This window comes from Arcanobacterium phocae, from assembly GCF_018913465.1.
In the GTDB taxonomy this organism is placed as follows: domain Bacteria; phylum Actinomycetota; class Actinomycetes; order Actinomycetales; family Actinomycetaceae; genus Arcanobacterium; species Arcanobacterium phocae_A.
Genome location: NZ_JABAPM010000002.1, coordinates 122,093 through 138,294 on the forward strand (window position 1 = coordinate 122,093; position 16,202 = coordinate 138,294).

The 16,202-nt window shown below is 49.0% G+C and carries 13 protein-coding genes and 1 tRNA gene; 3 read left to right on the forward strand and 11 right to left on the reverse strand.

All coding sequences use genetic code 11. The features are described 5' to 3' along the window. Positions 1-3: 3 nt before the first annotated feature. From KSO86_RS03140 to dnaG, 4 genes are all read right to left on the reverse strand, one after another. Positions 4-780 (reverse strand): hypothetical protein, encoded by a 777-nt coding sequence (locus tag KSO86_RS03140; RefSeq protein ID WP_216378980.1) that lies wholly within the window; start codon positions 778-780, stop codon positions 4-6. A 2-nt stretch (positions 781-782) separates the two neighbouring features. Beyond that, positions 783-1,319, reverse strand: coding sequence for a DUF6318 family protein (locus tag KSO86_RS08595; RefSeq protein WP_216378979.1), 537 nt, complete (start codon positions 1,317-1,319; stop codon positions 783-785). Between the two features lie 207 nt (positions 1,320-1,526). Beyond that, positions 1,527-1,600 (reverse strand) — tRNA-Ile (locus tag KSO86_RS03150). A gap of 64 nt (positions 1,601-1,664) precedes the next feature. Further along, positions 1,665-3,638, reverse strand: coding sequence for a DNA primase (gene dnaG / locus KSO86_RS03155; RefSeq protein ID WP_216378978.1), 1,974 nt, complete (start codon positions 3,636-3,638; stop codon positions 1,665-1,667). Positions 3,639-3,703: 65 nt separating this feature from the next. On the opposite strand from dnaG, the gene KSO86_RS03160 reads away from it, so the two are divergent. Beyond that, positions 3,704-4,045 carry a rhodanese-like domain-containing protein gene (locus KSO86_RS03160; RefSeq protein WP_216378977.1) on the forward strand — a complete coding sequence of 114 codons (342 nt, stop codon included), beginning with the start codon at positions 3,704-3,706 and terminating at the stop codon, positions 4,043-4,045. A gap of 54 nt (positions 4,046-4,099) precedes the next feature. Here KSO86_RS03160 and KSO86_RS03165 read toward each other — a convergent pair whose 3' ends face one another. From KSO86_RS03165 to KSO86_RS03180, 4 genes are all read right to left on the reverse strand, one after another. Continuing rightward, the gene (locus tag KSO86_RS03165) at positions 4,100-5,758 is read right to left on the reverse strand and encodes an ABC transporter permease subunit (protein WP_216378976.1); all 1,659 of its coding nucleotides are present in this window, start codon (positions 5,756-5,758) and stop codon (positions 4,100-4,102) included. A gap of 13 nt (positions 5,759-5,771) precedes the next feature. Next, positions 5,772-7,280 carry a sugar ABC transporter ATP-binding protein gene (locus KSO86_RS03170; RefSeq protein ID WP_216378975.1) on the reverse strand — a complete coding sequence of 503 codons (1,509 nt, stop codon included), beginning with the start codon at positions 7,278-7,280 and terminating at the stop codon, positions 5,772-5,774. Between the two features lie 92 nt (positions 7,281-7,372). Continuing rightward, positions 7,373-8,599, reverse strand: coding sequence for a substrate-binding domain-containing protein (locus KSO86_RS03175; RefSeq protein ID WP_216378974.1), 1,227 nt, complete (start codon positions 8,597-8,599; stop codon positions 7,373-7,375). Between the two features lie 122 nt (positions 8,600-8,721). Next, positions 8,722-9,972 carry a deoxyguanosinetriphosphate triphosphohydrolase gene (locus KSO86_RS03180; RefSeq protein WP_216378973.1) on the reverse strand — a complete coding sequence of 417 codons (1,251 nt, stop codon included), beginning with the start codon at positions 9,970-9,972 and terminating at the stop codon, positions 8,722-8,724. Between the two features lie 35 nt (positions 9,973-10,007). On the opposite strand from KSO86_RS03180, the gene KSO86_RS03185 reads away from it, so the two are divergent. Then, positions 10,008-11,033 carry a hypothetical protein gene (locus tag KSO86_RS03185; RefSeq protein ID WP_216378972.1) on the forward strand — a complete coding sequence of 342 codons (1,026 nt, stop codon included), beginning with the start codon at positions 10,008-10,010 and terminating at the stop codon, positions 11,031-11,033. Positions 11,034-11,037: 4 nt separating this feature from the next. On the opposite strand, the gene dusB is transcribed toward KSO86_RS03185, so the two are convergent. Genes dusB through KSO86_RS03200 form a run of 3 tightly spaced genes read right to left on the reverse strand, consistent with a single transcriptional unit; the run spans position 11,038 to position 14,865 of the window. After that, complete coding sequence (gene dusB, locus KSO86_RS03190) at positions 11,038-12,261, reverse strand: tRNA dihydrouridine synthase DusB (protein WP_216378971.1); 1,224 nt, start codon at positions 12,259-12,261, stop codon at positions 11,038-11,040. After that, a complete protein-coding gene (locus KSO86_RS03195) occupies positions 12,258-13,481 on the reverse strand; it encodes a YibE/F family protein (protein WP_253281433.1) in 1,224 nt (407 codons plus the stop codon). The genes dusB and KSO86_RS03195 overlap by 4 nt, the downstream gene beginning before the upstream one ends. Beyond that, complete coding sequence (locus tag KSO86_RS03200) at positions 13,471-14,865, reverse strand: glycine--tRNA ligase (RefSeq protein WP_091281880.1); 1,395 nt, start codon at positions 14,863-14,865, stop codon at positions 13,471-13,473. The genes KSO86_RS03195 and KSO86_RS03200 overlap by 11 nt, the downstream gene beginning before the upstream one ends. 199 nt (positions 14,866-15,064) lie before the next feature. Between KSO86_RS03200 and KSO86_RS03205 the strand changes: the two genes are divergently transcribed. Beyond that, positions 15,065-16,201: a metal ABC transporter substrate-binding protein gene (locus KSO86_RS03205; RefSeq protein ID WP_216378969.1), complete on the forward strand. Its 1,137-nt coding sequence runs from the start codon at positions 15,065-15,067 to the stop codon at positions 16,199-16,201. Position 16,202 lies beyond the last annotated feature (1 nt).

Sequence of the window (16,202 nt, forward strand, 5' to 3'; positions counted from 1 at the left end):
AGTCTATCGTGACCTGTACGTAAGAGCTGAATGAGCCTCAACAACGGTCAGCTCTTTTCCAAAAGCTTTCGTCTTCGCATCCCCAGGAACTTTTATCCACGCACCGCTCGGTAGCTGTGCTTCAACCTTCCACACGACGGTCACATCAGGCTGGACATGCCCACCATATTCATAAGAGTGTTGGACATCACCGTTTGGCCACATGCCGCCTGGCGACAACGTATCCATCAAATTACCGTCGCCAAAATTCCACTTGTACATCTGTGGAACTAGATGAATGCCAATCTGATGCCCTGCAACTGTAACGCTGGAGCGGTGTTCGTGCGCAGTACTCAGATAATAGACATCTTTGTTAACTAAAACTTCACTTCCACTGGGCTGTATTTCGAGGTCTCCGCGGTCGATTATGGTTGAAGCTTGGTCATGAACAGCTTGCGCAATATCAGCAATATCCAAATCAGAAGACATTTCACTATCGCATAGAGCTTTCCGGTGTTTTTCCAGCTCAATAACATTGCCCAAACCGCGCCCAATGTGCATAGTCGACGAGATAGGTTTATTCGCACAAAAATCCGCCATTGTGTAGGTGGGGTCAGGAAAGGTGAGAGTAGAACCATTTCTTGGCATGCCCTCGGTTACACCTTGCACTGCAGAAGGCAGAACGAATTCTCTAGTTGCGTGGATAGTAACCGTATTCCCATCTGCTGAGCTACTCCAAATATCACCTCCCGCACGCAATAATCCGATTAAAATCCACTGGTACGCCAAAAGCCCAAACATAGTCAGCCAATCCTTCCAGTAAAACCTGCACCGTCGCCTATCTGGAAATTAGTGATCTGCCATGTTGATTTCTTTTCGAGAGAAACTACAACGTGATACTTGTCTGGACTTTGTTCTTCATCAGAGTATCGGCCATGAATTACGACGTCTCGTCTTTCCACCAAAAACTGGATCTCATACTGGTTCTCATTCTCACTAACGATCCCATTAACTTGATCTAGTATCAAGATAGTACTGTCAATCCAGGTTTCATCTTTCTTATTGCGCTCCTCCGCCAACACTTCTTGGCAGAATTTACATTCGGGACCAGAATGCTTTTCCCAGTAGGAGGTATCCCCAGTTTTGAGCATATACGGGTAAAACATAACGAAGTGTTCCGCCACTGCAACCGCATCGACCCGAGCCTCGCCGGAAAGCTCGGGGGCAGCTGGAGCTTCAAGCACCGGACGCGGCGGTATGGTATGTTCCTGGCGCGCCTTTACCACTGTAGAGTCAAGGTTCGGCGAACTCTGCTGAACATCTGCACACGAAGAAAACACTGTGCTCACACAAGCACAGATAGCTATTATGCTAGTTTTTCGTAGCTTCACATATCTGCGATTCATTTTCTCTGCCCATTCCGATATGGTTTACCAGCCTGCTACTTCAGGTTCTTCCAACGTAGCAGTTTCGCTGTTTCCCAAGAAAAAGTTATCCACAGGTATAAAAATCCCGCGACATAGCGCATGCTATACCGCGGGAAAACGTGCCCCCGGCAGGACTTGAACCCGCGACCAAAGAATTATGAGTTCCCTGCTCTAACCAGCTGAGCTACAGGGGCGACGAAAACAATCGTACCGAAAAGTCACGCTATCCAAAAATCTAGCGTTTAATCACAGCACATCTCACAAACCGTCATCTTCATCATATGCTCGTCGTGTTGCTTCCAGCCGCATAAGTATTTCAAATAGCTGATCTTGTTTAGGCGAATCGACAGCTAAAGTCTGCATCTCACGCCGCACATCGGCAATCTGCTGCGTAATGCCTTGCCGAATAAGCGAAACTATAATGCCGCGCACATAGCGCCAGGACTCTTCTCCCCCATTTTCCGGCAACGGCGCAACCGTAAGCTGGCGAATCGCGCCTCGGACGAGGTCATCGGCATTATTTTCAACTTGTTCAATGAACCATGCGCTCGCCCGAATCGACGCCGTGCTCTCATCCACCCCGGAATGCTTCAGCTGAGTAAATTTGTCATCATATGCACTCACTGTACCCGCAGCGCTAATAGCATCGAATATGCTCTGATGAATCGGGGTGCGGAAGGTTCGAACTGGAATTTGATCTGCATGAGCTGTATGCGCCATCCCAGGTAGTTGCAGCATGACTTCTAAGGCTTGCCGTTCAACCCGTGTTACTGGGTCCCGTAAGCTATCGCGGGATGCAAGCACTGGCTGCGGAAGCGGTCCTTCGTTTTCGGCACTGTGCCGCTGTGGCGCGTTCCCAGAGCGTGCTGCCTGGCAGACACTATCGCGGACTAGTGCTTCATCCATTCCCAGCCAGCCTGCAAGCTGACGTGAATATTCTGATTGCAACACCCGGTCGCGAATTTGCGCCACGATCGGCGCAGCTGCGCGCAAACCAGCAGTTCTTCCCTCAACAGAATGCAATGGCAACTCGCGTAGCATGGATCGAATCGCGAATTCAAAAAGCGGTTTACGTTGTGCTACCAATTGGCGCACAGCTTCATCTCCCCCTGCCATCCGTAACTCACATGGATCCATACCATTTTCTGACACGGCGACGAAGGTTTGAGCCGCAAAACTCTGATCCTCTTGGAACGCCCGCAACGCGGCCTTCTGGCCGGCTGCATCGCCGTCGAATGTGAAGATGACTTCCCCACCGAAAGCGTGCCCGTTACTCATCATTACGCCAGCAGCAGGATTTGCAGAATCGCCCATAAGCCGACGTACTATTTTTACATGCTCCGTACCGAAAGCAGTACCACACGTAGCAACAGCATTTGTCACGCCCGCTAGATGGGCTGCCATCACATCGGTATATCCTTCGACGACGACGATTGCGCGTTCCGAAGATATTGCCTTTTTCGCAACATCGAGTCCATACAACACACCTGATTTTTTATAAATCATTGTTTCTGGAGTGTTTAAGTATTTAGGTCCTTGATCTGAGTCAAGCAATTTTCGCGCGCCAAAACCAATAGGCTCCCCAGTAATCGAATGAATCGGCCACATCACGCGGCCTCGAAAACGATCATACAACCCCCGAGTTTTTTGTGAAGCCAAACCAGATGCCGAAATTTCTTTATCAGTAAAGCCACGCCGACGAAGCTCCGTCAGTAACCCATCCCAGGAATCAGGAGAATAACCAACCCGGAAATCTGCAATCGCTTGCGAACTGAAGCCACGGGCAGCCAAAAGATCCCGTGCTGGTTTACCAGCTTCCGTCGCCAACTGTTGTACATAAAATTCTTCCGCAACACGATGAGCATCGATGAGTCGAGCACGCGTCACATCACGAGGCCGAGAATCGTCTCGACTATTTCGCCCGTTCTCCTCATACTCGATAGCAACACCCGCTTTGCGAGCCAAAAGCTCGACTGCTTCAACGAAAGACACATGTTCAATTCGTTCAATGAACGAAATCGCGTCGCCGCCCTCGCCACAGCCAAAACAATGCCAACGGTTAACGTGAGGACGCACATGGAATGACGGGGTCTTTTCATCATGGAAAGGACATAGGCCTTTCATGGATCCGACGCCAGCTGTTTTCAACGTTACATATTCCCCAACGACATCTTCGATGCGCGTCTTGTCCCGCACATCATCGATTACTGATCGTTTAATCATTCCACCCATACATCTATGTTAGCTGGCTATGTCAAGTGCGGAAATAAATAGCGCGTCACTATTACACTAGGCGTATGGGATTTTTTGATTTTATCTATCCGGCTGGGTCTTCCCCACAGCTCACTACTGCACAAGCATTTCAAGAGCAACAAGATGGCGCTCGGATTATCGACATTCGAGACATTATCGAATGGAATAAAGGTCATGTACTTAATAGTTTTCATATCCCGCAAGCAAAATTATTACGTCCAGGTGCCGGCATCGATAAAGATGATCGGCTAATACTGGTATGCAACACTGGCACTATCTCTCTATCGGTGGCTCACAAACTTGTTCAAGAAGGATACAACGCCACTTCTATTCATGGTGGTTTTGACAGTTGGAAACGATCCGGATACCCAATTCACTATCGGTGAGCAAAGAGAAAAATGGCCCAAACAATCTCGTTTGGGCCATTTTTATCGTCGTCGTTACTTCTTCTGAACGTACTTCAACGAATCCAACGTTACTGCCGCAAGAATAATAATTCCTTCGAAGACGAACTGGAGGTTCGTGTCGATGCCTAGGATTGTTAACGAATATGTCAGACCGGTAAAGATCATCACACCGGTCACAACACCAGAGATCTTTCCGATACCACCGGTGAACGACACGCCACCAACCACGCAAGCAGCGATTGCATCCATGTCCCAGCCTTGGCCGTATGCCGCGGATCCAGAACCGAACATTCGCGCAGCTTCCAACCAAGAGCCGAAACCGTAGAGGACACCTGCAAGGATGAAAGCTCCCATAGTCACTTTAAACACGGAGATTCCGGAAACCGCGGCAGCTTCTGGATTGCCACCAACAGCGTAGAGATTCTTTCCAAACGTTGTCTTGTTCCAGATGAACCACACAACAATTGTGGCGGCCACTGCCCAGAGAATAATCGTTGGGAAGCCAGAGATATTTGGCACGATCATTCGCGGAATTTCGGATTCGATAGCTCCGAAGCTCACGCCCTTGGTCGCATACGTTACAAGTCCAAAGATGATGAGCATGTTTGCCATTGTGGAAACGAATGGGTGCATTTTAAATCGTGCGGTAAAAAATCCTGCAATCATCGTGAAGGCGGTCGTGGCGATTATACACGCAATCAATGCCAAGACCACACGTCCTCCAACTGGGATTCCAGTGAAGTCAAAAGCGTGTCCGAATACGCTTCCAGTATTGGGCCCCTTGTGCATAACGACCGTTGCAATCACCATGCCCATGCCGACCATTCGACCGATCGACAAATCAGTGCCAGTGAGCAGAATCAATCCCGCGACACCTAGCGCTAAGAACATGCGCGGTGAAGCCTGCTGCAAAATATTCAAAATATTCTGCGTTGTAAAGAGGTCAACGCCCTTAGTAATCGGAGCCAGAACCGCCATAGCAATGAAGATCAAAACGATAACGATATACAAGCCGTTTTTCAGCAAGAACTGACGACGGTTAAACGAATACCGATAATTTTCAATCTTCTGGGCAAAAGTCTGCTTGAACGTAAAGTCGGAGTTTCGAAGCAGATCGATCATATGATATTTCTCTGCTACTGCCGCATGCCGACGATCTTTCGCCGCTTGCATCCGATGCTGTAACGAGATTTTTGCATCGTACTGCTTGTTTTTGTAGACAACATCTTCGTCTTTCAGCTCCTGCTTAAGATCATTGCCACCCTTTTTATGCAGTTCAGCAATCGCGTCTTCATGCTCTTTTTTAACAGCACGGAGCTGACGCTCATATTCTTCTTTCGCCTGGCGCTTTTCTTCTTCTACACTAGATTCAACCTTGCTGAGATAGGTTTTATCGAAGTTATCGTCGATATATTTTTCAGCACGAGCTACCAACTTGTTAATACGAGGTCGGTTAGCGGTTTGAACACGTCGCGCCTCAGCGAGTTCTTTCTCATCACGACGGCGAAGTTCAGCACGTTCTTCCTTTGAAAGCGTGCGATCAGCTTTCATGTTACGAAGCTGATGTTGTAATCGAGTTACCTTTGTTGTTCCATCTTCACGCAAAACATCTATTTCAGCTTGAATATTTCCAACATATTCTTTGATAGGCGCGAGGAGTTGTTCTTCTTTTTCATAAGTTAGGACACTCATGGCATTTCCTTTCTTATAGATACTTTGCGCTAAGTCTGAGTAGTTCTTCTTGGTTGGTTTCTTGGGTATTGACAATGCCAGCTAGACGTCCGGCAGACATAACTCCGATACGGTTAGTGATTCCGAGGATTTCAGGCATCTCGGAGCTGACCAGAAGGACTGTCTTGCCACGTTTTGCCATCTCGATAATAAGTTCATAGATCTCATACTTAGCGCCGACGTCGATACCACGAGTTGGTTCGTCCATCATAAACACTTTGGGTTCACGTTCTAGCCACCGACCGAAAATTACTTTCTGCTGGTTGCCGCCAGAAAGCGCCGAGATCAGTTCCTCCGGTCCAGTGGTTTTCGTATGCATCGTGCGGATTTCGCCGACAGTTGCAGCCTGCATTTTGCGATCCGAGAGAGCGACTCTCTTCTTGTACGACGGTAGGTTTGCGATAGTTGTGTTGAACGTGAGATCTCCCTTGAGGAATAAACCATCAGCCTTTCGTTCTTCCGTAATCAGCGCAAATCCAGAGTCGATTGCTTCACGCGGTTTATTGAAATTCATCAATTTATCGCGATAGTAGACACGCCCGGTAGCTCGAGTTCGGATACCAAAAATTGTTTCCAATAGTTCAGTACGACCAGCTCCTACCAGACCATAAAGTCCAAATATCTCGCCTTCTTTGACTTCAAACGAGATGTCTTTGATATAAGGTGCGAACTTTGTTGATAGATGGCTAATTTGCAAAATTGGCTGGCCAGGATCATTATCAACATCAGGATAACGGTTTTCCAGCGATCGACCTACCATTGCAGTGATGAGTTCGTTCATGTTGGTATCTGACGTATCTTTCGTCATCACCAACTTTCCATCGCGCAGGACTGAGACTTGGTCACAGATCTCAAAAATCTCATCCATTTTGTGTGAAATATAAACGAGAGATATCCCGTTATCGCGTAGCTTGCGCATCATCTCGAATAGTTTCCGAACTTCCGGCTCGGTGAGAGATGATGTTGGCTCGTCTAAAACGATAACTTGGGAATGATAGGAAATCGCTTTCGCAATTTCACACATTTGCCGTTGCGAAACGGACATTTTCCGCATCGGTTGCGTCAAATTCACGGTCATTCCAAGTTGTCGGAATAGATCCGAAGCCTCGGTTCGCATACGCTTTTCGTCGATAGTACCTAGAGCTGTTTTTGGATACCGCCCTAAAAACAGATTATCGACGACGGAACGCTCCAATGCCTGGTTGAGCTCTTGATGAACCATCGCAATCCCATTTTCCAAGGCTTCTTTAGGTCCAGAGAATGCAACCGGGTGACCATCAAGAGTAATCTCACCTTCGTCTTTTTGATAGGTGCCAAACAAGCACTTCATCATTGTCGATTTACCGGCGCCATTTTCACCCATAAGGCCTATGATCGATCCACGTTTAACATCAAAATCAATATGGTCAAGGACTCTGTTACGTCCAAAAGATTTTGACATTCCGCGGATTGTTAGCACCACATCTTGGTTGTTGTCTGTCATGACATAATTTCTTTCTGAAATGGGGCGATTGAGGCTCACCCTCAATCGCCCCATCCCATCGACTTGTAGCTACGTCTACGGCGTGCTAAAAACTACTGGTTAAGCAGCGACGTGTATGAAACAGCGTTGTCTGTCTTCACCATGTTGATAGCGAATGCGTCATATGCGCCTGGGTTACCAAGTCGGTTGGTAATATTCGATTCGGTCTGACCGTCACCACCGATGTATTCCACATCGAGGTTAAGGAGTTTGTCGTACTTCTGAAGCAATGGCTGGTAGGTCGATCCGAGGAAGTTATCTGCGGAATTGTAGATATCGAGCCACACTTTCTTCGTTTCGCCATTAACTTGCTTGCTGACAGGTTCGTAGGTAACCGTCGAATCGAGGAAATCCTTGTAGTTATCAGCCGTGACTGCAACGTTCAAGGCATAGAACGAACGCTCGTCCTCAACATACTTGTAGTCAGCGTCAGAGAGAACGTTTCCGGCCTCATCAGCTTTGGCGATGCCTTCCATAACATCTTTACCGTCAAGAGCGTTGCGTAGGACACGCAACGTAAGGTACGCCTGAACATCAGCATGCTGCGAAATTGTTCCACCGTATCCGTCAGCAATGGCGGCGACTGCGTCAGAATTTGCATCGTAACCGAATGTCGGGACTTTCTGAGCCTTGGACCACTTGTTAAACATGGCCATGCCCATGCCGTCGTTGTTAGAAATAACAAGATCAATATCATCGCCGAACTTACCGCTCCATGCAGTAATCGTATCGCCTGCGGTTCCTGCATCCCAGGTAGCGCCTGCACCAGTCTTCATTTCCTTAGAAGCTAGCTCAACAACCTTAAAGCTACCAAGAGATCCTTCTTTCACCGCATTGGCATTGGTCTCAGTAGGATCTGACAGAATGTTTCCGCCTTCTTCAACTGCGGTATCGAGTGCCTTACGGACACCACGGGTACGAGCAATCGAATCATTATGGCCTACGTCGCCAATAGCCAGGACGTATCCGATCTTTCCATCACCGTTACGGTCAATAGTGTCCTTATGCTTTTCAATATATTCAGCAACCATTTGGCCCTGAAGTTCTGCTCCTTGGGACGCATCGAAGCCAACATAATATGTGTTCTCATTAAAGTTAAGAGCATCTTTGTCGAGATCGCCTGTTGAGGAATTAGATGGCTGCCGGTTAAACCAAACCAGCGGCTTTTGGTTATTAGCGCCATTCGATGAACTACCAGAATCCGCTGAGCCACCAGCGCAGGCGGACAGCGACAAAAGTACACCGACAGACAAAGCAACAGCTTTTTTCACATTCTTCATTTCGAACCTTCTCTGTGTCTCCATTGACAAATCTGGCTATAGCGATACACCCTCGTATCCACTGATCAGCCAGCTGTTCAAAGAATACATTTTGATTCTTCTCACAGCAAGGTGAAACGCAATTAGTTTCGAAGCATGCCGCAATATCGTGAATGCCATTGCCGTGCAGACTGATCGGTCAGCGAAGCGATTTGGTCTACGATGACTCGCAGCCGTGCATTTTCGTCCGCGGCCTGACGCCACCATTCCACAAACATTGGCTCCATACGCTCTACTGGATCTTCAACTAGCGCATCCATAAGATCGAATAAAATAGTACGTTGCTCGAAATATGGTGCCTCAAGCTCGCGTGGTGCCATCACATAGTGCACTGCGATGCCTTTGACAAACATTATTTCTAGTTCAGTCTCACGTGGCACAATGACATTTCCACAGTATCGGACGAGCGGATCAGGACACTGCTCTTTCGTCGCATCAGTGACTGACGAGATAAAACGCCCAATCAGATCAGACGTGTAGTCTTTTAATCCAGCCATATCCCGCTGAGAGCCACGGTATTCTCGAGGCCAAGCGTTCATTGCTAGCACGCGTTCTCCAGCGGCACCAAGCTCGTCTTCAGTACACTTCGGTTTGTACCATGCGAGCGTTGATTCAACGACGGCGCGAATCTCAGCCTCATTGTTGGGTGCCAAAAGCGCAGGATGAATATAGCCAGAAAAAACGCCATCCTCAACGTCATGGACCGAATAACCGATATCGTCAGCAAGATCCATCATTTGGGCTTCCGCGGAACGGCTCTCGCCGTGATTTTCGTGAGCCCAAGAAAAAGCAGCGACGTCGTCGTCATAGGAACCAAATTTAGGCGAAGAATTCCCACGCGGCCCAGCGAAACGTGTCCAGGGATATTTCACTGTTGCGTCAACCGTGGCCCGGGTAAGGTTCAAACCCGCCGAACGCCCATCACTATGGAAACGTTTTGGCTCAAGCCTAGTTAGAATCCGCAAAGTCTGAGCGTTGCCTTCGAATCCGCCAAACGATTGAGCAATCTCATCAAGTGCGTTCTCGCCGTTGTGCCCGTACGGCGGATGACCCAAATCGTGACACAAGCAAGCGGTCTCTACCACGTCTTCGTCAGCACCGAGATTCTTAGCCAAGGAACGGCCTACTTGTGCTACTTCAAGCGAATGCGTAAGGCGGGTACGAATAAAATCGTCAGATTCTGGCCCCATCACTTGAGTTTTTGCACCCAGACGCCGTAGCGCGGCGGAATGTAGGACACGTGCCCGGTCGCGTTCAAAATCTGTCCGGGCGGAACTTTTAATACCTTCGTTCACCCAGCGTTCTTTGTCTAATGCAGTGTAGGCTTGAATCACACAACTACCCTACCTTTCAGGACAACAAAAAGACTATGGGGAACACAGAAATAGACGCAGGTGAGACTCCCACCACGCATCGCAAAGATATTGCTGCAGTGGTCTATCGAGACAACGGTACAATTCACTCGTGGGACAGGCATTCCGTCTGGTATCACGCTTCAGAGCATGAAGTCTCTACTACCAATGACGCTATTAATCTGATTTCACGGATTGCTCGTCTAGGAGCAAACACCCTAACAATCCCGGCCGGATGCTCAGATCTAGAGCTCGACCTCATTATGTCGAAGGCCGAGAAACGCTCAATCCGATTGCTTCCTGATATTAGTTCGCTTAGTACTCCGCCGAGCACACTTCAACAGTGGCTAAATCACGGCGGTTGGGGCATAGAACTTGGTTTTCATCATTTAACCGAGCTTAGTAGCCGTATTGGTGGCATGACGCTCGGAGAACTCCAAGCCCAGGTTTCCCTGGCTCACCCCGAATCGGTTCTGTCATTAGGACTATGGGGAGATACCCTAGACCAGTTCGATGAATTCTCAAACCAAGTCCACGATGCCTACGTCCATATTGTACGTAGTCGGCCGCTCAATTTGCCGATAACCAGCGCTAGTTTTAGTTCTGAAATAATTCAGTTATACCGGCTCTTCGACTCTGCAGGAACGCTACCTGCGTGGGATTTGAGCGCCGGATCGGTCCATGCAGCATCGGGTGAGTTATCGCCTGCTGGCGTCATGACTTTAGCGCTAGCGTTACCGGGTCTCGTCCATATCGACGACGAAGCCAGTCATATCCCGCCGTCGATTAGGCATATTTTGCGCATCCGCCAAACCTACCAGATGGCCACGGCCAACCTAGTCCTTGATCGTTCACGGCTAGCAGAAGGCATCGTCATCTTGTATGCCGGAAAAATTGAGATACGCGCTAATTTTTCTGGGCAACCAGATCTGATTGCGAATGATGGCCGAGTTTTAACGACTTCGCAAATTGAGTTACCTCGTGCCGATGACGAGAATCTTCTGTTACCGTCAGGAGACGTTGCTTGGCTCAAAGTAGAATAGCGCTTCAGCCTCCAGAAACGTTGACTTCCGCCTCATGAATTTTCACTTGTTGCACCGGTGACAAATCGTGGGAGTCCAACCAGAACTCAGGCAGATGCGGACGTTTTGCTCCACCAGCTCTACCGCGTGGACCTTCTGCGGCTTCCGGGAAAGGCTGGTCAAGGTCAAGCGTATTGAGAAGCTCACGTAGCTGCCCAACTGATTCGATCAACCCCAGTTGATGACGCATCTGACCCCCTACTGCAAACCCGCGCAAGTACCAGCCAACATGCTTGCGGAGTTCTCGCATTGCACGGTGTTCGTCCGCGAAATGTGCAACTGACAGCTCACCGTGACGAACAATGATATCCGCGACTTCTCGCAAAGCTGGCCGATAACGCTGCGTAGAACCGTACGAGGCCGCCACGAGATCGAAAAATAACCATGGTCTTCCTTGGCATCCACGGCCCACGCTAATCCCATCTGCCCCTGTTTGCGCGAGCATCGCGCGAGCATCGCCCACCTCGAATACGTCACCGTTACCAAAGACTGGTAGGGAGGTCATTTGCTTCAACTCGCCAATAAATTCCCAACGGGCACGGCCAGAATAGTGCTGTTCTGTAGTACGCGCATGTAAAGTGAGTCCAGAGATTCCAGCATCCTCACTCATTCTAGCTACATCCTTGAACGTCATATGATCTTCATCGATACCAATACGGCACTTGGCAGTAACTGGAACGACGAAGTCTCGTCCAGACTCTAGGGACGCTCGGCGGGCAGCTTCGACTGCACCAGTCACTATCTGGGAAAACAGTGAATGCTTCCACGGTAATGCAGACCCACCACCCTTACGAGTTACTTTTGGAACTGGGCAACCGAAGTTCAGATCAATATGATCGGCTCGATTTTCTCGCACTAATATGTCAACAGCGCGGGCTATAGTTGTTGGTTCAACACCGTATAGTTGTATGGAACGTACCGGGTCTGCCGGATCTGGCTTGATCATCGTCATTGTTTCCGGATTACGCTCTATCAGAGCACGAGAAGTGACCATCTCGCAAACATACAATCCAGCATAACTGCGGTTTCCCCCGCGATGATCGACCTTTGGGATCTCAACCCCAGCAGCGCGCGCACCGGCCTCACCGAACTCACGGCATAGCTGGCGGAAAGGCGGGTTAGTAACCCCTGCCATTGGCGCAAGGATCACCGGAGAATCTAACAAAACATCGCCAATGCGAACGCTCATGAAATACTACTATTCCTTGAATGAGATGGGGCTACTGGGGCAAAGAGACAGGCAATCGCCGTCGTCATAGGGATAGCTAGAACCAAACCGATTGAGGCAACTAGGGTGCGGACTATTTCTTCCGCTACTTGACCTATCATCAAGAAGTCGACAAATCCACGATCAACTAGCGCAGCACTCATAAGTAATGGGAGCGCGGAGCCAACATAGGCGAAAGCAAGTGTATACACCGTTGAGGCGATATGATCTCGTCCGATTACCATAGCTTGCCCGAAGATTCTCCGGCGCATAGCTGTCGGGTTTGCAGCATGTAGCTCCCAAACCGTGGACACCTGAGTAATAGTCACGTCGTTTAACGCGCCTAAGCCTGCCAGAATCATTCCGCACAAGAGGATCTGGTTCATGCGCAACGTTCCTAACTGGCTGAAGATTGCGATCGAATCTTCACTTGAGACACCAGTAAGGTTAGCGCTACCAATTGCTAACCATGCAACAAGCCCAGTAATAATCAGCCCGCCAAGAGTGCCTAACACGGCAGTGGTAGTACGGATTGAGATGCCGTGTGCCAGATAGATAGAGGTAAACATCATGGCGGCAGCACCAATCAGCACTACCAGTAATGGCGATTCGCCAGCCATCAGTGCTGGCAACATAAAGAACCCGACGACTGCTAAGGAAACACCCAATCCTGCTAGCGCAGCAGCACCTTTGAGTCGAGCAACTAAAACAACAACTCCAACATATAGCGCAATCAGAACCCATAACGGAACTGAACGCACGAAATCAACGAAAATATATGGAGCATCAGTACCTACAAGATCAGGAGAAAAAATTGCTTTAACGCGATCTCCTACATCAAGGCCATTTTTAACGTACTCATATGGAACATGGATACCGACTTCAGTTCCATCAACGAGCATTTTCACTGGAGTTTGCATGCTCGCATCGGTTTCTCCGATGGCACTAATTTCTCCAATTGCTTGTTGCGAACCAACATTAAATTCTGGACGCGATCCTACTGGTGTTTGTCCAGACGGCCACATGAGGATTAGTCCGATAATGGTTAGCAGAGCTAACGGGACGACGACGCATGCCAATGCGACGCTAACTCGGCGCCGATCTGCTGGTGACAGTGCCAATGGCGCCGAGTGGGAATGGGTGTGGGAATGACTGGCGGGGATATTCTCCCCGCCAGTCGGTGCAACTTTGTTAGCAACCAATGAGTTTACCTGCCAGATAGGCTTCAACTTCATCAATTGGAATACGGATTTGTTCCATCGTGTCACGATCTCGAATCGTAACAGCCTGATCCTCTAGTGAATCAAAATCGACGGTGATACAGAATGGCGTACCGATTTCATCTTGGCGACGGTAGCGGCGACCAACCGCTCCAGCATCATCAAAATCAACATTCCAGTGCTTACGCAGGCTAGCCGCAAGCTCTCGTGCCATAGGTGATAGATCAGCGGAACGCGACAATGGCAAAACAGCAACCTTGACTGGCGCTAACCGTGGATCGAGTTTCAAAACGATACGCTTGTCTACTCCACCCTTGGTGTTTGGAGCTTCATCCTCAGTATAAGCTTCGGTCAAGAATGCCATCAATGAACGGGTCAATCCCGCTGAAGGTTCAACAACGTATGGCGTGTAGCGCTCACCTGAAGCTTGATCGAAGTATTCAAGCTTCTTACCAGAGGCCTCGCTGTGCGAAGAAAGATCAAAATCAGTACGATTCGCGATACCCTCAAGTTCGCCCCAGTCTGAGCCTTGGAATCCGAATCGGTATTCGATGTCAACGGTGCGCTTGGAGTAATGGGAGAGCTTTTCCTTTGGATGCTCGTACAGGCGCAGGTTTTCACGAGAAATACCCAGATCCTCATACCAAGCTAAACGGGCATCGATCCATGATTGATGCCATTCCTCATCTTCACCTGGTTTGACGAAGAATTCAATTTCCATCTGCTCAAATTCGCGGGTACGGAAGATAAAGTTACCCGGAGTGATTTCGTTACGGAATGACTTACCTACTTGGCCAATACCAAATGGCGGCTTCTTACGAGAAGCGGTAACAACATTCAAGAAGTTAACAAAGATACCCTGTGCTGTTTCTGGACGTAGGTAGTGTAGACCTTCTTCGTTATCCACCGGACCCAAGAATGTTTTGAGAAGTCCTGAGAACGGCTTGGATTCAGTCCATTCACCACGAGTGCCGCAGTTCGGGCACGCGATATCTGACATCGATACGTCTGATTCAGCTATGCCCTTCTTTTCTGCGTACTGTTCGATCAGATCATCTTCTCGAAGACGCTTATGACAATGCTGGCACTCGATAAGCGGATCTGAGAATGTAGCGACGTGACCAGAGGCTACCCACACCTCACGTGGCAGAATGATAGAAGAATCCAAACCCACCATATCTTCGCGTCCGGTAACGTTAGTTTTCCACCATTGACGCTTGATGTTTTCTTTCAGCTCGACACCTAGCGGGCCGTAATCCCACGCGGAACGTGTGCCACCGTAAATATCGCCGGATGGGAACACGAATCCACGACGTTTCGCTAGGGAAATAACATTATCGAGTCGCGATGGGGCCTTCTTGGCCATGCGGCTACTCCTTTCAGACGTCTGCATCTGGATGATGCAGTAATAAGTTTGTTTCTCTATTCTACGTGGGACAGAGTACAAACTCTCGCTACATCCCACATAAAGGATGGTCACTCTAGTTAAAGCGGACACACTAAAAGCATTCAGGCAACCCTTACATGACAATCATTCTCATTTAGGGTTTGATGGAGATATGACTATGAAAAATAAACGACTATCGTACCTTAGTAAAATCACCGCAATTGTGAGTGCCTCTGCATTCGCGCTCGCTGGATGCTCAGACGCAACACCTGATAAGTCAGCTTCGGATACCAAAGTATCTGTTACTACTAGCTTTTATCCGCTGACTTATCTTGTCAATGAAGTAGGACAAGACCACGTCGCCGTAACGGATCTAACTCCACCTGGCGCCGATGCTCATGGCGTCGAATTATCGCCAAAAGAGATTTCGGATATGCAGAAATCCGATGTAGTTTTCTACCTAGCTAAACTCTCACCAGCAATTGATGATGCAGTAGCCGCAGCTAAAGTGAATGCTATTAATATCGGCGATTCGGTGGAGCTTCTAAAGAACGAAGAAACTGGCGGCGAGCATGAGCACGCTGATCATGACGAGCATGATGAACACGCACATCACGACCACGACGGCGAACATGCCGACCACGACGAGCATGACGACCACGACGAGCACGCCGACCACGACGAGCACGCCGACCATGATGAGCACGCCGAGCATGACGACCACGCCGAGCATGACGACCACGACGGCGAACATGCTGACCACGACGACGAACACGCACATCACGACCACGGTATCTACGACCCTCATTTCTGGACTGACCCAGCACGCATGGCTCAAGCAGCTCACGCCATCGCCAAACAGCTCAGCGAAAAGGATCCCAAGCACGCCGCCGACTATGAGGAGAATGCCGACAAAGTAGCACAGCGCTTGTTAGATCTCGATAAGAAGTTTGAACAAGCTTTTGCCGGAACTTGTGAAACAAAGTCTTTCGTTGTCACCCATGCAGCTTTTGGATACCTGGCACACGAATACGGCTTAAAGCAGATCGGCGTTGCTGGAATTGATCCTGAGTTTGAGCCATCACCAGCACGCATTGCCGAAGTAAAGAAGCTTGTTGACGAAGAGCATATCAACACGATTTTCACTCCGACTAATGGTGAGGCAAAAGTTGCGCAAACAGTCGCACAAGAAACCGGCGCACAATTTGCCGTCTTGAACGTGGCTGCAACAGCTGGTGACGAATCTGCCGACTATATCGATATGATGGAACATAATCTGACTGCTCTTTCTGACTCAATGAGGTGCGCCAAGTAAC